This is a genomic window from Salinimicrobium oceani, from assembly GCF_012037645.1.
Genome location: NZ_JAAVJR010000007.1, coordinates 24,216 through 47,776 on the forward strand (window position 1 = coordinate 24,216; position 23,561 = coordinate 47,776).

At 42.7% G+C, this 23,561-nt stretch carries 22 protein-coding genes; 13 read left to right on the forward strand and 9 right to left on the reverse strand.

The annotated features are described in order from the left end of the window. Positions 1–2: 2 nt before the first annotated feature. Entirely contained in the window at positions 3–791 is a 789-nt protein-coding gene (locus HC175_RS12175; protein ID WP_168138779.1) for a polysaccharide biosynthesis/export family protein, read from the reverse strand. Between the two features lie 1,424 nt (positions 792–2,215). On the opposite strand from HC175_RS12175, the gene HC175_RS12180 reads away from it, so the two are divergent. The 12 genes from HC175_RS12180 to HC175_RS12230 all read left to right on the forward strand — a co-directional run bounded on the left by HC175_RS12180 (position 2,216) and on the right by HC175_RS12230 (position 16,032). Further along, positions 2,216–4,081, forward strand: coding sequence for an ABC-F family ATP-binding cassette domain-containing protein (locus tag HC175_RS12180; RefSeq protein ID WP_168138780.1), 1,866 nt, complete (start codon positions 2,216–2,218; stop codon positions 4,079–4,081). 88 nt (positions 4,082–4,169) lie between these two features. Then, positions 4,170–4,811: a hypothetical protein gene (locus HC175_RS12185; RefSeq protein WP_235942612.1), complete on the forward strand. Its 642-nt coding sequence runs from the start codon at positions 4,170–4,172 to the stop codon at positions 4,809–4,811. Between the two features lie 15 nt (positions 4,812–4,826). Beyond that, entirely contained in the window at positions 4,827–5,768 is a 942-nt protein-coding gene (locus HC175_RS12190) for an O-methyltransferase (protein WP_168138781.1), read from the forward strand. Between the two features lie 688 nt (positions 5,769–6,456). Beyond that, positions 6,457–7,164: an ABC transporter ATP-binding protein gene (locus HC175_RS12195; RefSeq protein ID WP_168138782.1), complete on the forward strand. Its 708-nt coding sequence runs from the start codon at positions 6,457–6,459 to the stop codon at positions 7,162–7,164. A gap of 420 nt (positions 7,165–7,584) precedes the next feature. Then, entirely contained in the window at positions 7,585–7,779 is a 195-nt protein-coding gene (locus tag HC175_RS23875; RefSeq protein ID WP_209309982.1) for a hypothetical protein, read from the forward strand. 517 nt (positions 7,780–8,296) lie between these two features. Next, complete coding sequence (locus tag HC175_RS12200) at positions 8,297–8,872, forward strand: cob(I)yrinic acid a,c-diamide adenosyltransferase (RefSeq protein ID WP_168138783.1); 576 nt, start codon at positions 8,297–8,299, stop codon at positions 8,870–8,872. 152 nt (positions 8,873–9,024) lie between these two features. After that, positions 9,025–9,246 carry a DUF2795 domain-containing protein gene (locus HC175_RS12205; RefSeq protein ID WP_008272287.1) on the forward strand — a complete coding sequence of 74 codons (222 nt, stop codon included), beginning with the start codon at positions 9,025–9,027 and terminating at the stop codon, positions 9,244–9,246. Between the two features lie 88 nt (positions 9,247–9,334). After that, complete coding sequence (gene secA, locus HC175_RS12210) at positions 9,335–12,694, forward strand: preprotein translocase subunit SecA (protein ID WP_168138784.1); 3,360 nt, start codon at positions 9,335–9,337, stop codon at positions 12,692–12,694. 672 nt (positions 12,695–13,366) lie between these two features. Beyond that, a complete protein-coding gene (locus HC175_RS12215; RefSeq protein WP_168138785.1) occupies positions 13,367–13,885 on the forward strand; it encodes a DUF4199 domain-containing protein in 519 nt (172 codons plus the stop codon). 71 nt (positions 13,886–13,956) lie between these two features. Then, entirely contained in the window at positions 13,957–14,679 is a 723-nt protein-coding gene (locus tag HC175_RS12220; RefSeq protein ID WP_168138786.1) for a VIT1/CCC1 transporter family protein, read from the forward strand. 158 nt (positions 14,680–14,837) lie between these two features. Further along, positions 14,838–15,335 carry a DUF2383 domain-containing protein gene (locus tag HC175_RS12225; RefSeq protein WP_168138787.1) on the forward strand — a complete coding sequence of 166 codons (498 nt, stop codon included), beginning with the start codon at positions 14,838–14,840 and terminating at the stop codon, positions 15,333–15,335. A gap of 112 nt (positions 15,336–15,447) precedes the next feature. Further along, positions 15,448–16,032 (forward strand): DUF2911 domain-containing protein, encoded by a 585-nt coding sequence (locus HC175_RS12230; RefSeq protein ID WP_168138788.1) that lies wholly within the window; start codon positions 15,448–15,450, stop codon positions 16,030–16,032. A gap of 191 nt (positions 16,033–16,223) precedes the next feature. Here HC175_RS12230 and HC175_RS12235 read toward each other — a convergent pair whose 3' ends face one another. The 5 genes from HC175_RS12235 to HC175_RS12255 form a co-directional block, all read right to left on the reverse strand. Continuing rightward, entirely contained in the window at positions 16,224–16,910 is a 687-nt protein-coding gene (locus HC175_RS12235) for a peptidoglycan DD-metalloendopeptidase family protein (RefSeq protein ID WP_168138789.1), read from the reverse strand. Positions 16,911–16,928: 18 nt separating this feature from the next. Continuing rightward, positions 16,929–18,326, reverse strand: a complete 1,398-nt coding sequence (locus HC175_RS12240) for a YggN family protein (protein WP_168138790.1) — start codon at positions 18,324–18,326, stop codon at positions 16,929–16,931. Further along, the gene (locus HC175_RS12245) at positions 18,307–18,924 is read right to left on the reverse strand and encodes a hypothetical protein (protein WP_168138791.1); all 618 of its coding nucleotides are present in this window, start codon (positions 18,922–18,924) and stop codon (positions 18,307–18,309) included. Before HC175_RS12245 ends, HC175_RS12240 begins: the two co-directional genes overlap by 20 nt. After that, the gene (locus tag HC175_RS12250; RefSeq protein WP_235942619.1) at positions 18,908–19,453 is read right to left on the reverse strand and encodes an RNA polymerase sigma factor; all 546 of its coding nucleotides are present in this window, start codon (positions 19,451–19,453) and stop codon (positions 18,908–18,910) included. Before HC175_RS12250 ends, HC175_RS12245 begins: the two co-directional genes overlap by 17 nt. Before the next feature lie 275 nt (positions 19,454–19,728). Further along, positions 19,729–20,160 (reverse strand): organic hydroperoxide resistance protein, encoded by a 432-nt coding sequence (locus HC175_RS12255; RefSeq protein WP_168138793.1) that lies wholly within the window; start codon positions 20,158–20,160, stop codon positions 19,729–19,731. A gap of 69 nt (positions 20,161–20,229) precedes the next feature. Between HC175_RS12255 and meaB the strand changes: the two genes are divergently transcribed. Further along, positions 20,230–21,303 carry a methylmalonyl Co-A mutase-associated GTPase MeaB gene (meaB, locus tag HC175_RS12260; protein ID WP_168138794.1) on the forward strand — a complete coding sequence of 358 codons (1,074 nt, stop codon included), beginning with the start codon at positions 20,230–20,232 and terminating at the stop codon, positions 21,301–21,303. Between the two features lie 26 nt (positions 21,304–21,329). Here the strand turns inward: meaB and HC175_RS12265 are convergent, their stop codons facing one another. From HC175_RS12265 to HC175_RS12275, 3 genes are read right to left on the reverse strand one after another with little or no spacing between them, the layout of a single operon-like run. Next, positions 21,330–21,905: a phosphatase PAP2 family protein gene (locus HC175_RS12265; RefSeq protein ID WP_168138795.1), complete on the reverse strand. Its 576-nt coding sequence runs from the start codon at positions 21,903–21,905 to the stop codon at positions 21,330–21,332. A 3-nt stretch (positions 21,906–21,908) separates the two neighbouring features. After that, positions 21,909–22,136: a hypothetical protein gene (locus HC175_RS12270; protein WP_168138796.1), complete on the reverse strand. Its 228-nt coding sequence runs from the start codon at positions 22,134–22,136 to the stop codon at positions 21,909–21,911. Positions 22,137–22,146: 10 nt separating this feature from the next. Beyond that, positions 22,147–23,514, reverse strand: coding sequence for an MATE family efflux transporter (locus tag HC175_RS12275; protein ID WP_168138797.1), 1,368 nt, complete (start codon positions 23,512–23,514; stop codon positions 22,147–22,149). Between the last annotated feature and the right edge of the window lie 47 nt (positions 23,515–23,561).

Here is a 23,561-nt window from a genome sequence, read left to right on the forward strand (position 1 = left end):
CATCAACGGGTAAATATTAAAATACTACTTATTACAAGGGCTAATACTGATGTTGCAGTTTGAAAATTTGATAGTCCTGTCGTTCCTAATCCCCAGGCTTTCTGCGGAAGCGGGTTTACTATAATGAGATCATTGGGCTGTATGTAGTAATAAGGCGAACGCATGGCATCGATCTTAGTAAGATCTATGTGATGTCGCTTTTCTCCTCCCGGATACTGCCGAACAATTACCACATCTGTCCTGTCTCCAAATTCTGAAATGTCGCCGGCATTAGCAATGGCTTCCATGATCGTCACCTGCTCCTTATAGATCACCTGACTTCCCGACCCTATTTCTCCAATGGTCGTATACCTTATCCCGGCTAATTTGACTGTAACAAAAATATTTGCCTGCTCTCGAAAATAGGTCTCTAAAAGGGCTTTTTCGATCTTCTCTCTAATCTCATCAACTGTAAACCCCAGGACGTTCACTTCTCCCAATGTAGGTACACGTATATTCCCATGAGCATCAACGAGAAATCCGTCATAATACATACGTTCCTCGCCAGTGGCATTAGGATTTTCCTCTCCAATTGGATTAAACATACCTACGGCATCCTGATCTATGGCTTTTACTCTAATGCTTAAAAGGTCATTCACCTGTACTCGATAAGGCTTCTGAATTCGCTCCACAGAAATGATGCTATCTGCTGCCGTACCGTCTTCCTGCAGGTACATTAACCTCTTTGTGGGGACACAGGAAGAAACGAAAAGCAAAATACTAACAACAACAATTAATTGCCTGATACTCATTTGGGACTTATAGGTAAAGACAAATATAGGTTTTGAATGTTAATAATAAAATAAATGCAGTACTACTTTGATAAAGGCAGTTAAATTGGAGTACGAGCTTAGAAGCGGAGTCATGTGATCGTACATGTAAATATGCCGCCGCTATCCCGGAGCTAAGATTGTGCTCATCCTCTCCCCAACCCTCTCCAAAGGAGAGGGAGCAAAACAATTCAAAGCTTCTCTCCCTCAGGGAGAGGCGGGGGTGTGGGATGAGTCAAAAACCAAAAATCATGAACCGATAATATACCGCTCCTCCGGAGCTCCTGGGTCAACGGAATAATCGATCTATAAATATTGCGCTCCTCCGGAGCTAAGATTGCGCTCATCCTCTCCCCAACCCTCTCCAAAGGAGAGGGAGCAAAACATTCATAGCTCATCTCCCTCAGGGAGAGGCGGGGGTGTGGGATGCGTCGAAATTTAAAATCCTGAACAGATAGTATACCGCTCCTCCGTAGCTCCTGGGTCAACGGAATAACAGACCTATAAATATTGCGCTCCTCCGGAGCTAAGCTTTACACCTCATCCTCTCCCCAACCCTATCCAAAGGAGAGGGAGCAAAACATTCATAGCTCCTCTCCCTCAGGGAGAGGCGGGGGTGTGGGATGGAATTGAAAATTTAAAATCCTGAACCGATAGTATACCGCTCCTCCGGAGCTCCTGGGTCAACGGAATAACAGACCTATAAATATTGCGCTCCTCCGGAGCTAAGCTTTACACCTCATCCTCTCCCCAACCCTCTCCAAAGGAGAGGGAGCAAAACATTCATAGCTCCTCACCCTTAGGGAGAGGCGGGGGTGTGGGATGAATTGAAAATTTAAAATCCTGAACCGATAGTATACCGCTCCTCCGGAGCTCCTGGGTCAACGGAATAACAGACCTATAAATATTGCGCTCCTCCGGAGCTAATTTTGTGCGCATCCTCTCCCCAACCCTCTCCAAAGGAGAGGGAGCAAAACATTTATAGCTCCTCTCCCTCAGGGAGAGGCGGGGGTGTGGGATGAGTAGCGACGATTTCCCCCGACCCTTGGGATTCAGAAGGCTATCCCGCAACAAGTTCGGGACAGGCTCCCTCCGAAGAAGGGGCTTCTTCTTACCAAGATTCTCTTTCAAAAATGTTACCCTGAGCTCTCGACGAAGGAGCGATGGTCGAAGGGCTTTGGCCTAAAAATTTTGTTTTTCTACATAAGACAAAGGCTTCGACCAAGTTTCTACATCCTACCGGCTGTAGAAATAGCTCAGCCTGACAATAAAACTCCGGATCAAAACTCAGGAGCTAAAAGCCTTACATCTTCAAATCATAACATTCTCAAATCATCAAATCACGGTTGCTAATTGTGAATTGTTAATTGATCATTGAAATACCTACTTTTGCCAAAAATAACTGCGTGAATTATTTATCTGTTGAAAATGTAGCCAAAGCCTATGGCGAACGGGAGTTGTTCTCAAATCTTTCCTTTGGGATCAATGAAGGTGATAAGGTCGGTTTTGTAGCAAAGAACGGAACTGGAAAAACCTCCCTGCTGAACATCCTTTCCGGCGCCGATAAACCCGATGCGGGAAATGTAGTGTATCGCAAGGATATCACTGTTGCCTTTCTTCCGCAGGAACCGAATTTGGATCCGAAGCTCACTGTTGAGCAAACAATTTTCGCTTCAGATAACGAGATCCTGAAAGTGATCGAACGCTACGAGAAAGCCCTGGAAAATCCTGAGGATGCCGATGCCTACCAAAAAGCATTCGAACAGATGGACGCGCATCAAGCCTGGGATTTCGAAACTACTTATAAGCAGATCCTCTTTAAGCTGAAACTTGAAGACCTGCACGCAATGGTCGGTAGCCTGAGTGGAGGACAAAAGAAACGTCTGGCCCTTGCTTCCATGATCCTCAATAAGCCCGATCTCATCATCATGGACGAACCTACCAACCACCTCGACCTTGATATGATCGAATGGCTGGAGGAATTCTTCCGCAAAGAGAATTTCACCATTTTCATGGTTACTCACGACCGTTATTTTCTGGAACGAGTATGTAACGAGATTGTGGAATTAGAAGATGGAAATCTCTACACCTATAAAGGAAATTACTCCTACTACCTCAGCAAAAAAGATGAACGCATTGCTTTGGAACAAACAAATACCGACAAAGCAAAACAGCTTTTTAAAAAGGAACTGGACTGGATGCGCCGGCAGCCAAAGGCCCGTACCACCAAATCCAAATCCCGCATTGATGATTTTTTCGAGATAAAAGATCGTGCCTCCAAACGCCGTAACGATCACCAGGTGCAGCTGGAGATCAATATGGAGCGCCTGGGAAATAAAATTGTGGAGTTCCATAATGTCTCCAAGAGCTTCGGAGATCTTACCCTGCTCGAGAAGTTCAACTATAATTTTCAGCCGGGAGATCGCATTGGGATCATTGGAAGAAACGGAACCGGGAAATCCACATTTTTGAACATTCTTACTGGCGGACTAGAGCCAGATTCCGGAAAGATCACCATTGGTGAAACTATCAAATTCGGCTATTACACTCAGCGTGGAATTGAAGTTAAGGAAGGTCAGAAGGTAATCGATGTTATTAGAGAGTTCGGGGATTATATTCCGCTGAAGAAAGGTCGGCAGATCTCCGCTCAACAGCTCCTGGAACGATTCCTCTTCGACCGTAAGAAGCAATATGATTTTGTGGAGAAGTTAAGCGGAGGCGAGAAAAAACGACTTTACCTGTGTACAGTTTTGATCCAGAATCCAAATTTCCTTATTCTGGATGAGCCGACAAACGATCTGGATATTGTCACCCTAAATGTTTTAGAGAACTTCCTGCTTGATTTCCCCGGATGTTTAGTTGTTGTTTCTCACGACAGGTACTTCATGGATAAGATCGTGGATCATCTGTTCGTCTTCAAAGGCGGGGCAGAGATCGAAGATTTCCCCGGAAATTACACCGACTACCGTGAGTATGAAGCCAGTGCTGTTTCTGAACCTGCTGAAAAAACCGAAACTCCAACCGATAAGAAGTCCTGGAAGAAAGAAAGCAACACCTCTGCCGGACTCACCTATAACGAGCAGAAGGAATACAATAAACTGGAAAAGGAAATCCACAACCTTGAAAAGAAAAAGGAAGAAGTGCAGAAAAAATTCCTCCAGGATCTAAAGCCGGAGGAGATTGAAAAAGCTTCTAAGGAGTTGAGCAAGATCGAAGACGAGATAGAGCAAAAGACAGAGCGGTGGTTTGAGTTGGGGGCTAAGATGGAGTAGTACAACCCTTTCAGGGTTTGGAGAACTCTCTCGCGTAGTTGAGAACCCTTTCAGGGTTTGGAACCCTGAAAGGGTTAATCGGAGACGAATGAAAGGGTTGATCTCTTCAAAGAAGAAAAAGAACATGAAAATCGAAACTTTAGAACTTGGCAATTACTACCACATCTACAACCGTGGAAACAATGGCTCAAATATCTTTTTCGAGGAGGAAAATTATGCTTATTTTCTCCGGCTTTATCAAAAATATATTTCACCTGTCGCCAATACTCTCGCCTGGTGCCTCATGCGGAATCATTTTCATTTTTTGGTTTATTTAAAAGAAGAGTCTGAAATAAATCGAACGGACTTTAAATATTCTACACGATCTGAAGTTTCCAGTGTTGATCCTTCACGTCAATTCAGTCATTTTTTCAACGCTTATACCCAAGCCATTAATAAAAAATATTCCCGTACAGGAAGTTTGTTAGAAAAACCGTTTGAGCGAAAAAGAATCACCTCTGAAGATTACCTCAAAAAGCTAATTTCCTACATCCATAATAATCCTGTTCATCATTCAATTGCTAAAAATATTTCCTCTTATCCATGGACATCCTATCATGAATTTTTAAGACAAGAAGAGAATATAGTTAAGAAGAAAGAGGTTCTTGAATTATTTGACGACCTGGAAAACTTTAAACATTATCATCAAAAAGAACATACAATCGAACCCTTTCAGGATTTGGAACCCTGAAAGGGTTGAAGAAAGATGCACATACTCCTGGCTTACATAAAGTTCCTCCTCCGCTCCACCAATCAACATGGAGTGCATTCGCCATTTATATATAACATGGTGACCAGGTGCTTTTATGATCGGAAGCAATATGCCTCCTACGATACTTTAAAGAATTACCGGAGATCCCTGCTGAAAGATAATCGGGAAATTGAGGTAAAGGATTTCGGTGTCGGCAGCAGAGTCTTTAAATCGGATGCAAGAGAGGTGTCAAAAATGGCAAAAACTGCTGGTATTTCTCCAAAGCGCGCCCGACTTCTGAATCGGCTGGTGCGCTACCTGAAAGTGGACCAGGCTTTAGAACTCGGTACCCACCTCGGACAGGGAACTGCAGCCATGGCAGCAGGAAATGAAGTGAAGATCACCACCGTTGAAGGATGCCCGGAAACAGCTGCGGTAGCAGGGGAGAAATTTCAGGAATTTGCTTTTAAAAATATTCGGCTGAAGGTTGGGAAATTTGAAGATTTTTTAGAGGAGGGAGGAAAGTGGAAAGTGGAAAGCACAAATTCCAAATCCCAAATTCCAAATTCCAATTTTACCCAAACCGACAACCGGTCCGCCTCCGCTAAAGCTCCGGAGGGCAAGCAACTGACAACTGACAACTCACAACCGACAACTGGCAACGGGCAACCGGCAACCGGCAACCTCTCAATACTCAATACTAAATACTCACTACTATATATCGACGGCAACCACCAAAAGGAAGCTACTCTTTCCTATTTCGAAAAGCTTCTGCCTACTGTTCATAATGATTCTGTGATGATCTTCGATGACATCCACTGGTCGGCAGGAATGGAGGAAGCCTGGGAAGAGATAAAAGCCCATCCCGAAGTAAGGGTAACAATAGACACTTTTCAATGGGGGCTGGTCTTTTTCCGAAGAGAACAGGAGAAGGAGCATTTTGTGATGCGGGTCTAAAGCGGCGCGATGGTTGAAAAAACATCAAATGTCACCCTGAGCTCGCGACGGAGGAGCCATGGTTGAAGGGCTTTGGTGCGAAATTTAGCTTTTCCAAGAGAGGCCTGAATAGACAAAGGCTTCGACCATATTTCTGCAGCCTATCGGCTGTAGAAATAGCTCAGCCTGACAATGTGAAAATCTTTTCATACGTTTCTATATAATTATGAATCCAAGAATGTCACCCTGAGCTCGCGACGATGGAGCGACGGTCGAAGGGTTTTGGTGTAAAAATTCTGTTTTCCACAGAGAGACCTTTACGGACAAAGGCTTCGACCATATTTCTGCAGCCTATCGGCTGTAGAAATAGCTCAGCCTGACAATGGGAAAATCCTTTCATACGTTTCTATATAATTATAAATCCATGAATGTCACCCTGAGCTCGCGACGAAGGAGCGGCGGTCGAAGGGTTTTGGTGCAAAATTTAGCTTTTCCAAGAGAGGCCTGAATAGACAAAGGCTTCGACCATATTTCTGCAGCCTATCGGCTGTAGAAATAGCTCAGCCTGACAATGTGTGAACATCGCATGAGCACGAACAAATCTTCAATTTGATATGTTCATTGTTAATTGATAATTGCTAATTCTTAATTGAACAGATTGTAACAAACTCCCCTACCTTGCGTCTAACTTTGTGAATTCAGAATTTATATGAGCAACGTAATAAAGATCAGGCAAATCACCCGGGATTTCTACCTGGGGCAGGAAGTAGTAAAAGTTTTAAAAGGCATAGATCTCGACATCGAAAAAGGAGAATATGTTGCCTTTATGGGGCCTTCGGGATCTGGGAAATCCACCTTGATGAATCTCCTGGGATGTCTTGACACACCTACTTCGGGACAATATGTCCTCAATGGAAAGGACGTAAGTAAAATGACCGACGACGAGCTGGCGGAGATCAGGAATAAGGAGATCGGGTTTGTTTTTCAGACGTTCAACCTGCTTCCCCGTACTACTGCACTTGACAATGTTGCTTTACCCATGATCTACGCCGGAGCATCAAAAGCTCAGCGCAAGGAACGTGCAGAGAAGGTACTTTTCGATGTAGGCCTTTCTGACAGAATGGATCATAAACCCAATCAGCTCTCGGGTGGGCAGCGACAAAGGGTTGCAGTGGGAAGAGCTTTGGTGAACAATCCTTCCATTATTCTTGCCGATGAACCCACGGGAAATCTCGATTCTAAAACTTCTGTAGAGATCATGAACCTTTTTGATGAGATCCATGCTTCAGGAAATACTGTGATCTTAGTGACCCACGAAGAGGAAATTGCCCGCCACGCAAATCGCATCATCAGGCTGCGCGACGGAATGATCGAAAGTGATGAACGGAAGGAAGTGAATCTGGAAGTACGAAGTTAGAAATACGAAGTTAGAAGGAATTCACCGCCAATTCTAATTTTTTCAAAAAGTTATATTTTAGAACCTGATAAAATTTCAACTGGCAACCGGCAACCGGCAACCGGCAACCGGCAACTGGGAACCTGCAACCTGCAACCGGGAGCTTCTAAATTCTAACTTCTACAATCTAAATTCAAATGTCTTTTTTCGACAGGGATTCACTCCTTTACATTGTCTTAATTGTGGTCTTCCTGGCATTTTTGCTCTGGAACAGCAATCAGTCGAAAAAGAAACGGAATACACACAGGAAAAGGAGTTTCAAACATCGATATACAGAGAAAAAGAAAAGGGATGCTTAGATTTTTGGCCTCGTTTTAACACAACACAACTTTCAGTTTTTCAGCATTTTTGGTAACTTAACTACATCAAATTGACAACGTCATGATGGAGTTTTTGACCAATGAGCTCTTTTTATATCTGGCACTCTTCTGTGTTGGTGTCTCCTTTTTTTATTGGTTGCGCAGTATTAAAAGAAGAAAAAAAGAGCTGGAATGGCGTCGTTCCTTAAGCGATAAATTCAGGAAAAAATTCAAAAGGAACCGGAAAGAAAACACGCCGCAGGTAAATTTCGAATAACACTATTCCCAACGCACTCTTTTCGGAAGCAACTCTAAAAATGACATTTTTGAGTGGCGAATAAAGCTTCAACTTCCCTTCTATTCTTACACTTTACGCGTGTTGCTGAAATCGTGGTAGAATAAAACACCTAAAAGATAAAGATCGAAATTATCATGGAATAACCTTTCAAAAATGACATTTTTGACACCCCATTTACTCTGCAACTTAAGTTATCCCCATCGCAAAAAATTCCTCCCGAACAAGCCATAGTTGGTCTCCTTTTTTTAAAGATTTTTTAAATTCATCTCCAGTATGCTGCGGAGCATTGAACTTCAGAAAGAAAATGTTTTCAAAAGGTTATTCAAGGCGTTTTTCCGAGCTCCAACTTCGAATCCTTAAGATCTTACAGTCGAAACTGAAATAACTATTTTCCGCAACTTCTAACTCCAGTTCTCCTAAAAATGCTGTTTTTGATTGCCTTCTGAAATTTGTTACTTTAGGCAGCCTCCCGAAGCGGGAGCTTAAAAGATTGATCATGAAAATTTATACGAAGACCGGAGATAAAGGAACTACAGCACTTTTTGGGGGAACACGAGTTCCAAAACACCACATAAGGATCGAGAGTTATGGAACTGTAGACGAGCTCAATTCTCACCTCGGCCTGCTTAGAGATCAGCAGGTTGATGAACACAGCAGGAAGATCCTCATAAGAATTCAGGACCGGTTATTTACTATTGGTTCCACCCTGGCTACAGATCCTGAAAAAGCGGTGCTTAAAAGCGGAAAACAAAGGCTGGATATTCCGAAGATAAGCAGAGAAGATATTGAACTTCTGGAACAGGAAATGGATAAGATGAATGAGCATCTACCCCCCATGACACATTTCGTACTCCCGGGCGGCCATCAAACCGTGTCAGTTTGTCACGTAGCCCGCTGTGTGTGCCGTCGATCGGAGCGTCTGGCTACTGCCTTATACGAAATTGAACCCTTTGAAGAGCTCATTCTTCAATACCTTAATCGCTTAAGCGACTACCTTTTTGTGCTGGCACGAAAGTTGACTTATGATGTCAAGGCTGAAGAGGTGAAATGGATCCCGCAAAAGGAATCATAAAAAGCTCTCCCTGCATTTTGCCGTAACACCTCTATTTAATAGGGTTTTGAAGCAAAATACACGTTCTTAAAATTAATGATAAAAAAGTGATTTTTTTCTTGACTATCTCGTCAAAAAAATTATTTTTGCACAAATTATAAACCGATTAACCAATGTATTGGACATTAGAATTAGCATCTTACCTTAGTGATGCGCCGTGGCCCGCAACAAAAGATGAGTTAATTGATTACGCCATCAGGACGGGTGCCCCGCTGGAGGTTGTTGAAAACCTTCAGGCGATTGAAGATGAGGGTGATTCCTATGATTCAATCGAGGAGATTTGGCCAGATTATCCTACAGACGAGGATTATCTCTGGAATGAAGATGAATACTAATAGCATACTACAATAACCGCAGAAAAAAGTCTCAGATTTGAGGCTTTTTTTTTGTTTAACTTTGACATATTAAAATCCACAAAAACATATGAGTTTTTTAGATACCGTATTGAAAGTTTTTGTCGGCGACAAGTCTAAAAAAGACATCAAGGAAATTCAGCCTATCGTCAACCAGATACTTGCTTTAGAAAAGGAATTCGAGGCTCTTTCCCTCGACGAGCTTCGCGCCAAGACCACTACTTTCAAGGAAAAAATACGCGAAGCCTTAAGAGAAGTGAATGAAAAGATCACCGCTCTTAATGCTGAAGCCGATGCCTCTGAAGACATTACCCGAAAGGAGGACATCTATGCCGAAATTGATGCTTTAAAGGAACAATCGTACGAGATTTCTGAAGCCGTACTTAACGACATCCTGCCCGAAGCCTTTGCCACCGTGAAGGAAACTGCAAAGCGTTTCAAAGATAATACAGAGTTAAAAGTTACTGCCTCTGCTTACGACAGAGAACTTTCTGCCGAAAAAGATTATGTAGCTCTTGATGGCGATCACGCCATTTGGAAGAATTCATGGGATGCAGCAGGAAAGCCTATAACCTGGGACATGGTTCATTACGATGTGCAGCTTATTGGTGGTGTTGCCATGCACCAGGGCAAGATCGCAGAGATGCAAACCGGTGAGGGTAAAACGCTCGTTGCTACCCTGCCTATGTACCTCAACGCCCTTACCGGGAATGGGGTTCACCTGGTAACCGTGAATGATTACCTGGCCAAGCGTGACAGCGCGTGGATGGCCCCGCTTTTCCAGTTTCATGGTCTTAGTATTGACTGTATTGATTACCACAGGCCAAATTCGGCAGCGAGAAGAAAAGCTTATAATGCCGATATCACCTACGGAACAAATAATGAATTTGGTTTTGATTACCTAAGAGACAATATGTCTCACTCGCCAGATGACCTGGTGCAGCGCCCGCACAATTATGCAATTGTGGATGAGGTGGATTCTGTACTTATTGATGATGCGAGAACGCCGCTTATCATTTCGGGACCAATTCCAAAGGGAGACGTACACGAATTTGACCAGTTAAAACCTGCTGTTGCCAATATTGTCGACGTACAAAGAAAATACCTTACCGGCGTACTGGCGGAAGCAAAAAAACTGATCGCGGCCGGAAATACAGAAGAAGGCGGATTCCAGTTGCTGCGCGTTTACCGCGGATTACCAAAAAACAAAGCCCTTATTAAATTTCTGAGTGAAGAGGGCGTAAAGAGTTTACTGCAAAAGACCGAAAATAAGTACATGGCCGACAACAACCGGGAAATGCCGAAAGTTGATGCCGAATTGTACTTCGTGATCGAGGAAAAGAACAACCAGATCGACCTTACCGATAAGGGAATTGAATTCCTTTCTGGAAAAGATGATCCTGACTTTTTTGTGATGCCCGAAATTGGGATGGAAATTGCAAAAATTGAACAGGAAGGACTTTCTAAAGAAGAAGAAGCCGAAAAGAAAGAAGAACTTTTCCGCGATTATAGTATAAAAAGCGAGCGAATCCATACGATGCGTCAGCTGTTAAAAGCCTTCACCCTGTTCGAAAAAGACACAGAGTATGTGGTAATGGACAATAAGGTGAAGATCGTAGACGAGCAAACAGGCCGTATCATGGAAGGCCGACGTTACAGTGACGGACTCCACCAGGCGATAGAAGCAAAGGAAAATGTAAAGATCGAAGATGCTACACAAACCTTTGCTACGGTAACGCTTCAGAATTACTTTAGGATGTACAGCAAACTATCGGGAATGACTGGTACTGCTGTAACCGAAGCAGGTGAATTCTGGGAGATCTATAAACTGGATGTGGTAGAGATACCAACAAACCGCCCAATCGCCAGAAAAGATAAAGAAGACCTGGTTTACAAGACCAAACGTGAAAAATATAACGCCGTTATTGATCATGTAACTGAACTTTCGCGAGCTGGAAGGCCAGTGCTGATTGGTACTACTTCTGTAGAAATTTCAGAACTTTTAAGCCGTATGCTCAAGCTGCGGAATGTGCCTCACAACGTACTAAATGCAAAACTTCACAAGAAGGAGGCAGATATTGTTGCTGAAGCTGGTAACTCAGGCGTTGTGACCATCGCGACCAATATGGCCGGTCGTGGTACAGATATCAAGTTAAGTTCCGAGGTCAAGAAAGCCGGGGGTCTTGCCATTGTAGGTACAGAACGGCACGATTCCCGTCGCGTAGACAGGCAGCTAAGAGGTCGTGCAGGACGACAGGGAGATCCCGGAAGTTCGCAGTTCTACGTATCTCTCGAAGATAATTTGATGCGTCTTTTTGGTTCAGAAAAGATTGCAAAACTTATGGACCGAATGGGTCTTGAAGAAGGGGAAGTGATTCAACATTCCATGATCTCAAAATCCATTGAGCGAGCTCAGAAAAAAGTAGAAGAGAATAACTTTGGAGTACGTAAGCGCCTGTTGGAGTATGATGATGTGATGAACGCTCAACGTGAGGTGGTTTACAAGCGTCGATATCATGCCCTTTTTGGGGACAGATTGCGTGTAGACATTGCAAATATGATCTACGATACTTCTGAAAACATTGCTGAAACCAATAAACTGGCGAGTGATTTTAAGAACTTTGAGTTTGAATTGATCCGCTATTTCTCTATGAGCTCTCCAATTACTGAAGAAGAGTTCGATAAAATGGATTTCCAAAAGATAGCGCAGGTCATCTACAAGGCCGCTTACGAGCACTATCGGGAAAAGATGAAGCACAATGCCGAAGCTGCCTATCCGGTAATTAAAAAGGTTTGGGAAGACAAAGGCAATAATTTTGAGAGAATTGCTGTACCGTTCACAGATGGTGTTAAATCCCTGCAGGTGGTTACCAACCTTCAGAAAGCTTATGAAACCGAAGGGAAACAGCTTATTACAGATTTCGAAAAGAATATCAGTTTAGCCATAATTGATGATGCATGGAAAACGCATCTTCGAAAAATGGATGAATTAAAGCAAAGTGTGCAACTAGCTGTTCACGAACAAAAAGATCCTCTCTTGATCTATAAATTTGAGGCTTTTGAGTTATTTAAAGTAATGCTTGACCAGGTGAATAAGGATGTGATCTCCTTCTTGTTCAAAGGAGAACTTCCGGCACCAAACCCAGATCAGATAAGGGAAGCAAGACAAACTAGCAAGAGAGAACAGGTAGAAACTTCGAAAGAAGAAATACCCAATATGGATGAAAGAGCTGCACAAAGCAGGGCTGCGGGACAGTCACAGCAGCGTCGCCCTCAGGTGACTGAAACCATAACCCGGGAACGTCCAAAAATCGGTCGAAATGATAAAGTGACCATTAAAAATGTGATGACGGGTGAGAACAAGAGCATGAAATTCAAACAAGCCATTCCGCTTCTTGACAAAGGAGATTGGGTTCTTGTTGATGAATAGGACGTAGTTAATGGTTAATAGTTAATGGTAAGTAGCTACTAGATTGCGCTTTTATTACTATTCACCAATAACTACTAACTTTTAACTCCAAAAAGGCCTGAAAAGCAAAAATGTTTTTCAGGCTTTTTCATTTAATAGAAGTAGCATCATGTTGAATTCATTTCAGCATCAATCTTAAATCCAATCTGGAGAAAATAGATCCGCAAACTTCCGAAGCCTTGGAACAGAATGACCTTCGAATCTTACGTCATGCTGAATTCATTTCAGCATCTATTTTAAATCGGACCTGAAAAAAGTAGAACTGCAAACTTCTGAAGCCTTGGGATAGAATGACCTTCAAATCTTACGTCATGCTGAGTTCATTTCAGCATCTATTTTAAATCGGACCTGAAAAAAGTAGAAGTGCAAACTTCCGAAGCCTTGGGACAGATGACCTTCGAATCTTTCGTCATGCTGAATTCATTTCAGCATCTATTTTAAATCGGACCTGAAAAAAATAGAACCACAAACTTCCGAAGCCTTGGGACAGATGACCCTCGAATCTTTCGTCATGCTGAATTCATTTCAGCATCTATTTTTTCGGCCATATTGGAAATATTCATCCTATTTCAGCTGTTTCCGCTCTAAAAGGTGCTTTTTTTCGTATTTTTAAGTAACCAACCCTGACTTCTTATGAGCAAATATCGAATTGAGATCAAATGGGCGCTTATCTTTTCAGTAAGCATGCTGTTATGGATGCTGGGAGAAAAATTAGCAGGCCTTCATGACGACCTGATTGAAGAACATGCTTTTTACTCCAGTTTCTTCGCAATTGTAGCTATTGGAATTTACCTGCTCGCACTTTACGATAAGAGAAAAAATTACCACAACGGGTTTATGACCTGGAAAGAAGGCTTCAAGTCTGGCGCTATTCTAACTGCGGTCATAGTTTTACTTTCTCCCTTAGTGCAATTAATCATAAGTGAGTTTATTGCTCCAGATTATTTTGCCAATATCCGATCCTATTCCGTAGTGGCAGGAGAAATGACCCAGGAGGAAGCAGAGGCCTATTTTAATGTCAAGAATTATATAATTCAAAGTATGGTATGGGCCGCAATAACAGGTTTGATCACAGCAGCCATTGCAGCACTTATTCTGCGAAGAAAGGTTCCCAACCCACATCAGGTAAAAGGCACCGCTCCATACAGGTAGAGGCAACAGGTTATTACTAACCAATACTCAGAATGGATCACAATCTTTCTGAATAGATTCAGATAAAGCTCATGCAGGAAACAAGACTTCATTCCCGCGAAAAAATCCTCTTCTTTAATAAAGAATATATTTCTGAATTTGTTTACGGCGGAATTGATGGTGCAATAACCACCTTCGCCGTGGTTGCAGGGGCCGAAGGCGCCGGCCTGGACCTTTCCATAGTGATCATTCTGGGCCTGGCAAATCTTATAGCCGACGGCTTTTCCATGTCTGTAGGTAATTTTTTTTCTACCAAGGCCGAAATGGATTCCTTTGAACGACACCGGCAGGTGGAGTACTGGGAGGTACAGCATCTACGGGAAAAGGAAATTCAGGAGATCAGGGATATCTATGCTGCCAAAGGCTTTAAGGGCGCGCTCCTGGAGCAGGTGGTAGAGGTCATTACTTCTAATGAAGATGTTTGGGTAGATACCATGATGAAAGAGGAGCTTGAGATGGTGAGGAGTGACAAAACTCCATATAAAACAGCAGGAATGACCTTTCTAAGTTTTATCGTTGTAGGATCTGTCCCCCTGCTCTCCTATTTATTTGCCAACACAAATTATATCCAGCAGGATCTCTTCCTTATCTCCTGTCTTCTTACGGCTCTAGCACTAGGTATTGTTGGCAGCTTTAAAAGTATGGTCACAGGAAAGAACTTATTTTTTGGCATTTTAGAAACTCTTACTCTTGGTGGGTTGGCAGCGTTCCTCGCTTTTTTTGTGGGAGATGTGCTTGAAAAAATTCTTCTGTAGCAGTAGGAATTTTCTATTGCCTTCAACTCTTAAGGTTTAGATTTCAATTCTTAAATTTTACTGAATATTCTATTAAAAATCAACGATTTAACAATTGGTTAGCAAAGAGAAATCCTCTTCTGTGAGTATCTTCGAATCATACTCTAAAACGCATGTCTATGGAAGATCGTTACTCTAAATTTAAAAAGTTGAACTGGCTGCTTTCTGAAAGTTTTGAAGCAGAGCGTATTTATTATAATGCGGGCGAAGATGTACAGCAGGTTGAGTTGAAGCGGTTTTTCAACCATGAAACTGTGAACCGCAACCGGTTTAGCTATGAAATTTCCGAACAACTTGTACAGGCCGGAATAGAACCGGCTAAAGAATGGGTCCAAAAAGGGAACCTCGATCGCGACTGGAGGGAAGAGAAAAAAGCTCTTACGCGAAGCAAACCTTTAAAGCTACTTAAGAAATGTAGAAAAAAAGATGAGGAAAACCTTGAGCTTTACAATGAACTGCTAGAGCAAAAGTCCTTACCGAAAGAGGTACTCAAGCTTCTGAAAAAACAAAAGGAAACCATATCACAGGCCGTTGAAAAATGCCTGAAGTTCGAATCTGGGGAACAGGCATTAGATCCTCAGAACAGGCCTAGAGTTAGAAAACTCAAGGCAATGTAATCTTCAAAAACTAACCAACTAAAAGCCCCAAAAGGGGCTTTTCTTATTAATGCCTCAAAAATGCTTTTTTTGGAAGGTAAGGATTCGGCGCGGAAATTGTTTACTTTAGTTGATGATGAGTACGCTAAAGAGAACGTTTTTCGGTTTGGTCATTTTAGGAGTGGTGATCATGACCACTTATATTATCTATAAGAACAACACCAAATCTTTTAGCCCGGAAGCTACTGTAGAATTTAGTAGTGGAAATTTGGAGCTGGAAGTATTTTACAACCGTCCCTACAAAAAAGGCAGAGAGATCTTTGGCGGCCTCGTTCCGTATAATGAAGTCTGGCGTACTGGTGCTAACGAAGCAACTACCTTTTATACATCCGAAGATATTTTAGTAGATGGTTCCCCACTCCCTGCTGGTACCTACACATTATGGACCATTCCGGGGCCTGAGTCATGGAAGGTGATCTTTAATTCTGAAATGTATCCCTGGGGCATTACCGCCGATAAGCTCCCTTCCCGTATTCCGGAATACGATGTTTTAACTATTGAGCTGCCGGTGAGAAAGCTGAAAAATCCCGTAGAACAATTCACAATTTACTTCGAAGAAAAGCAGGGCCTGATCAATTTTAATCTGGTGTGGGATCAAACGCTTATTCGGGTTTCAATGAAAGATTCACAATCGGTCGAGAGGGTGAGGGCTTCATAAAGAGAATTTTTTGCATTACTTTATTTATCTGCCTCAGAATTGGGCTAAAGCCCTTCTTTTATATTCATTTTTACCCTCCGGCTAAAGCAAGAGGCCATTCATTTCAATTGTGAATCATCTCATTTTCAGTTGGTGGAACAGGAAGATATCTTCCCATAGGCTTTTGTCAAAAAATTCTCCTCGAAGTAGAACTAATTCATCTTCAGCAACAAATTAGGATCGGGACAGTTGCTTAGATAAAACTCCAGCTCTTTCCGGTTGGCTACTCCCGGGTAATCCCCTTCCTTTCCCTGTAGGTCATGTATGATCTGGAAATGTAAATGTGGTGCGTAATTCCCATTTTCTGATGCATCCCCGAGTGCAGCGATTCTCTCACCCTGCTTTACCTTCTCACCTGCTTGTAGATCTTTTAATGACTCCCGTTGAAGGTGCCCATATAAGGTGTAGAATTTTCCGGCTTCAAATTCATGCTCCAGAATTATCGTTGGTCCATAATCGCCAAAGTTATTGTTGTCTTTAAAGCTGTGGATCCTTCCGTCCAGAACAGCCAGAACTCCTGTGCCTACAGGTGCCCAAACGTCAAGTCCTATATGAATATTCCGGATAAGATCCTCTTCGGTGGCTGCAGAAAATAATCCGCTACGTCTGTAGAGTCCGCGATGCTCGTTGTAACCACCCCAGGGTATTTGTCCGCCCTGCGCTAGAAGAAAATTGTCAAGGTATTTCTGAAAAGCTTCCGGAGCATCTAGTTGAGCCTGAGATAAAATTTCATTTTGCACAGAAAGATCAATGTGGCGATAATCTTCCAAAGAAAAACCGGCATCAATTACTGGTGTAAACCCAGAAGTGAGGCCGGTTAAGAATTTATATTCTGACATTTTTAGGTCAAAAATAATTTACTTTAGAACAACATCGCTAAACTTTGCATGAATATTTACAGTTGCTGCAGCATTTTGATTTCCATGGTATCCTTTTAATCTCTGGTTATCATAGGAATTGCTGGAGGTGAGCTTTAAGCTGGCAGGATACTTTACTTCACTGTTAGTTCCGTTATATGAAAAATTGAAAGCGGTCTCGGGCAAGTCGAGTACCAGGTCGCTGTTTTCGAGAGTGACATCCAGGTTTTTAAAACCAGAAGCAAGCTTATCTATCCTTAATTCCCCAAAAGTACCGGTAAGAATACCTGTCTCTCCCAACTCCTTTAGATAAACACTACTGGAATTCGAATCGAGCTTTAGACTCTGAGCCTTTTCAATTTTTAGCTCCTGTACGTAGGCAGCATTAAGTACGCCATAATTCCACGTCTTGATCTGCACAGGCGAATATGAAACCTTGATATTTGTGTTCTTCCCTGCAATCACATTGGCGTTTAGCTGGGAATGACTTATTTCTCCTCTTAAATTGTTTGTGGTACCAGCTAATTTCACCTCTCCATGACGCACATTCAGTCTGACTTGTCCATTATGAGGCATTTTTATTTTTAGAACCTTTTTGGCAGAATTGAGATCTTTTAAGATGATCACCTTTGATTTTGACTTCCCTTCTTGAGCACGAGCTTCTTTTTCAATCCCTGCAGCCCAGACCTCCATTTCCTTTCCAAATTCCTCGCCCCATTTTTCCATATCTTTTCCAAAGCTTTCACCCCAGGCTTCCATCTTTTTTTCAAAGTCTTTACTCCAGGCCTCCATTTTCACCTCTCTGCTCTTCCAAAGGGCAGAGTCTTTTTCAAAATTTGCAGCCCATTCTTCCATGGCTTTTTCGAAATCCTTTCCAAAATTCTTTTCAATCTTCTTTTCGAATTCGGCCATGTACTTCTCTCCATCCTTTTGGTATTTTTCATAATCGAAATGGATCTCTCCCATGCTGGCGTAGAACTGCGGGGGAAGTGGATGACCAGATAATCCCTCCAGCATTGGCCCCATCATTTCTGTGAGTGGTCCTATCATTTCGGGTAATTTTGCCAGGGGAGCCTGTAACCCTGCCATGTTGAAATCTCCCGGGCCTCCAGGCAGCCCAGAGGAGTTGATCCTGACTTCCTGAGCCGTGGCATTTACATCGAGCTTCCAGCTTTCAAGAGCCTTGTTCTTATTCTCCTCAGCTCCCTCTAAATAGGCTGAAACCTGCACTTCATTTCGATCCCAGTATTCAATGCTTACCAAGGTGTGCCGGGCATCAATGTTAACAGTGACGTCCTTGTTAGTTTTATAGGTCTTATCCAGTTTCTTGGTCTGCGCGATACTCGCGGTCGTGCAAAACAACGCCAGGATCAAATATTTAAGCCTGATAATTTTCATTTTTCTCTATTTTTGATTGATTGATATCTTTTATTTTATTCTTCAGTTTATAAAGCAACTCCAGTCTTAGCTGCAGGTTCGAGATCATCGCCTCTACGCTGCTTTCTGTAAGTCCCGATTCATTAATTTCGGCATTGAGCTTCTTATATTCCTGATCCAGCCCTGCCAGTTGCTGCATAAAGGAATCCACTAATGCCTTGTTAGAATCATTTACCTCCAGCTTTGCAAGTTCCAGGTTAAGGCTGGCGAGGTAAAAATTTTCGATCTTTTTGAATTCCGGAGAGACATCACTTAGCTGATACTCCTTTGTTACCGGGATATCCTCCTGCCCTTTCCCCTCCTGTTCTACTGGAGTGTTAGTAAGTTCGTTACCGACAAACTCCCTTCTTTGGTCTAAAAAGAAAAAGGAGATCCCGAACAATACTACAAGCACTGCGGCAATTCTCATAAAAAAGAACTTCCTGTTGGCTTTTTTCTCCCCGTCTTCCTGCGGAAGTGCCTCATCAAGGCGCTTTGCAAAACGTTTTTGATGTCCCTGAGGAGGTCTCGCCGGCAGCTTTTTTTCCTCCTGAAACATCTTTCTAATATCCTGTGCCATGTCTTTTTAATTTTAGTTCGTCCTGTAATTTCTTTTTTCCGCGATGCACCAGAGTTCTTGATGCTACTTGACTAATATTCAATATTTCTGAAATTTCTTCATGATCGTATCCCTCCAGCAGGTAAAGCATAAGTGGGTATCTGTATTTCTCAGGTAGCTGCTCCATGCTCTGCTTCACTTCATCTATTCCAATTTCATCATCAACATTCCAATCCTCTTCTTCTTCAACAGTTCCAAGTACCTGTTCATTCATAGCGACGAGTTCTAATCTTCGCGCTTTTAATTTGTCGAGGCACTTGTTGATCACGATCCTCTTCAACCATGCACCAAAGGATACTTCTCCGGTGAATTGAGCCAGCTTTTCAAAGGCTTTGATAAAAGCTTCCTGCATGGCATCTTCAGCTTCAAATGGATCACTAATGAACCGCTGCGCTACGTAATACATGCCATCGCAATACTTGTTGTAAAGCTTGAGCTGTGCCCGGCGGTCATTATGTTTGCAAGCCTCTATTAATTGATGTTGTATCAAAATAACTTCAGTTTGGTTGGGTTTCACTTTAAAGACGACAGCTTTTTTGCTGCGTTGCAAAAAAGACATTTATTTTCTGAAATAAATTTACCTGAAAATTTATGAAGAGGAATTTCGGAGTTGATAGATGAGAAATTGGACATTATGATCACAGAAGATCATGAGAAATAGTGAGGTAATAAGCTGATCTGGCTTGAATATAAACCATCAAAAAAGGCTTCTTTCGAAGCCTTTTTCTTTTGAACAATTTTAAATCGAGATATTTAATATGCCTTTTACTCATCCTCATCTAACATTAGATTGAGGGTCACATCAATGTTATCTCTGGTAGCCCTTGAATACGGACAAATTTCGTGCGCTTCATTGACAAGGGTTTCACCCATTTCCACATCCACTCCGGGAATATATGAATCCAAAATTACAGAAAGTTGAAGTTCGCCTTCTTCTGTCTTTCCCAATTCTACGGAAGCTGTAACGCTGAAATCTCCCAGATCTACTTTATGCTTCTTGGCAACTACCTGCAGGGCACTTCCATAACAGGCAGAATATCCGGCTGCAAACAGCTGTTCGGGATTAGTCTTGTCCTCTCCCTTGCCACCCATGGATTTTGGCTGACTAAGCTCGAGGTCCAGAATGCCGTCATCTGAACTTACATGTCCTTCTCTACCTCCGGTTGTTGTTGCTGTGCCGGTATACAATGTCTTCATAATGATGTTTTTTTTGACTATTTTAGTACTTCAATATACAAATAATCCCCACTTAAAAATAATTTTGATTTGTCTACAAAGTCGGCACTAAGTGAAGCTGAAGGCACCCGCCCTGAATCTGGAATCAACCCTGGAGCTGCAAAAAGGATAAGAGATTCCAGGCGGAAAGAACTTGTGGTGGAAGAACTTGTAAATGGCATTCTTAAAGGTAGTAAAACCGCACTGGGCCAGGCCATTACTTTGGTGGAAAGCAATCAACCAAAACACCAGGAAAAGGCGGCAAGGATCATAGAAAAAAGCCTTCCTTTTGCTAATAAATCTCTGCGCATAGGGATCACAGGTGTTCCGGGAGTGGGGAAAAGCACTTTTATTGAGGCCTTCGGAAGTTATCTGGCCAACAGTGGAAAAAAAGTAGGAGTGCTCGCTGTTGATCCCACCAGTTCTGTGTCTGGAGGCAGCATTCTTGGTGATAAAACAAGAATGGAGACCCTTGTAAATCACAAAAATGCCTTTATCAGGCCCAGCCCTTCTGGAGATGCACTGGGCGGGGTGGCAAAAAAGACAAGAGAGACAATAATTTTATGCGAAGCTGCAGGATTTGATACTTTGCTCATTGAAACTGTGGGTGTAGGACAAAGTGAGACTACAGTGCACAGTATGACAGATTTCTTTCTCCTTTTAAAACTGGCTGGAGCAGGTGATGAGCTGCAGGGAATAAAACGTGGCATTATGGAAATGGCAGATGCTATTGTCATCAACAAAGCAGATGGTGATAATATCAAGCCTGCTGAAAAAGCGAGGTCAGAATTTAGAAGGGCTCTTCACCTCTACCCTGCAAAAGCAAGCGGGTGGACACCAAAGGTCCTTTTGTGCAGTGCCTACGAAAATACAGGAATTGAAGAAGTATGGAATCTTATTTCAGAATTTCAGGAGCAAACAAAGGCGTCAGGACACTTCAGCTCAAAGAGACAGGAACAGAATAAATTCTGGCTGTTACAGACCATCAATGAGCACTTAAAAAGGAGGTTTTATCAGCACCCGAAGATCAAGGAACTTCTTCCGCTGCAATTAACGGCATTAGAAAAGAATGAAACCACAGCCTTTGAAGCTGCAGCCTTGCTTTTAAAAGCCTACGAGAAATAAGCTTACTACAGAATTTTCAGACCTTTTTAAGAAGCGGGATTGGAGAAGTATCTTTTCAGCAGAAATCGAAAAAAAAGAAAGAGCAGATAGCCGATCAATATCCCCAGAATCCAGCCCGTAAATATATCTGCCGGATAGTGAACCCCTATATAAATACGGCTGTAAGAGACCAGCAGGGCCCAAAAGATCAACACAGGAAAAATGTGTTTCCAGTAGTTCTTCAGAATTGATCCTAAAAAGACTGTGAGGGCTGCAGAACTTGCGGCATGAGCCGAAAAATAACCAAAACGGCCGCATCGCACTGCAACAAAGCGGGCATATTCCATTACCCCTTCCTGCCGGCAGGGTCTCGGTCTTTCGAAATAATGCTTAAAAAGATTGGCCAGCTGATCTGTGCAGGTGATAAGTACGGCAACCAGGACCAGGGCCAAAAATGTCTTTTTTAAGCCTAGAGCTTTATAGAGAAAAAAGAGCAGCAAAGCGTAAAATGGAATGGACGCGAACTTGTTGGTAACAAAATTCCAGAAGTCATCCCACGCAGGATTCCCTAGATTGTTCAAAAAAAGAAATATTTCCTTGTCCAGCTCTACGAATTGCTCCATATCTTAATCTTCGTACCGTGAAATTTCCCGATCATAGAAATCTGTCGCCTGCTGGATGAGCCCTTCAGCTTCCGATTCCAGTTCTTTTTCATCTGCCGCTTCAAAATCTTCCAGCCACTCTACTTCGTCATTTTCGAGATTTAAGATGAATCGTGGAAATTCTGTATGGATAATAAATATTGCGTCTGGATAATCTGTGTTGTCTCCCAGGAGGAATTTTGGAAAGTCCATAATGATCTTGTTAGGTTATTTTCGCTGCAGTTTCAGAAGAAAGCAGCAGCTTTTTACTCAAATAATTAAATCGAATATACAACATTAGCGCAGATGCACTGAGCCCGGCCAGTAAGCCGTACCAGATTCCCATACTGCCCAGCGCTTCCTCTTTTCCGAGGAAATAGGAAACGGGGAATCCAATGATCCAGTAGGCTATAAAGCAAATGAGTGTTGGAAATTTCACATCCTGCAGCCCTCGTAAAGCCCCGAGTATTACCACCTGCAGGCCATCACTAAGCTGAAAAAGTGCTGCGACAATAAGCAGCTGTGCCGCAAGTATGATCACTTCCATGTTATCGATGTAAAGCGTTGGCAACCAGTCTTTTAAAATAATAAAGCCTACAGCAAAAACTGCCTCGATAAGAAAAACAAGGAGAAAGGTAGAAAGTGCAATTCTTCTAAGATCCCTGAAATTAGATCTTCCCTTTTGATTTCCAACACGTATGGTTGCAGTAACTCCAAGGCCTACCGCAACCATAAAGGTCATGGACGCCAGGTTAAGGGCTATCTGGTTTGCTGCCTGTGGATTGGTGCCAAGGGTTCCTGCAAGAAACACCGTGGCAGTGAATATGGCTACTTCAAAAAGCATTTGTAATGCTGTGGGGAAGCCCAATGAGAATAACCTCTTAAAAATGGGAATTTTGAGCAGTTCTTTTCTAGACCAAACAAAGTACTGCCTGAATTTTTTCTTCCTTCTTAAGATCTCCCATAGAAACCATAACATAAAAAACCTCGAGATAAGCGTTCCATAAGCTGCCCCTTCGAGCTCGAGCCGTGGGAAGATCCAGATACCATAGATCAAAAGATAATTGAAGACTACGTTGACGACGTTGGCTATCAAAGTTGCATACATTGCATACCGCGTCTGCGAAAGACCGTCGGCGAATTGCTTGTATGCCTGGAACAGCATTAGGGGAATCATGGAAAAGGCCACGATCTCCAAATAGGGAATTGCCAGTTCCACAACTTCGGGAGGTTGATTGAGATGGTATAACACGGGTTTGGCCAGCAGCAGCATTATAAAGAGCATGATCCCGTTGATACCACACATAATGATACCATGATGAAAATAGCTATTCCCCGTTTCAATGTCACCCGCTCCATCTGCCTCGGCGATCAAGGGGGTAATGGCAAAAGAAAAACCAATTCCCAGCGAAAGCGCAATAAAGACAAGACTATTTCCTAAAGAGACAGCAGCAAGAGGTGCGGCTCCAAGCTGTCCCACCATAATATTATCGGCAAGTGCAACCATAACATGGCCCAGCTGGCCCAGCATCACTGGATATGCGATGTTCAGGTTCTTTCCGAATTCTTTGGTATAGGCAGATAATCGCACCCTGTTGTTTTAAGCGGGCAAAGATAAAAAGTTTCCCGCCCGGCAGT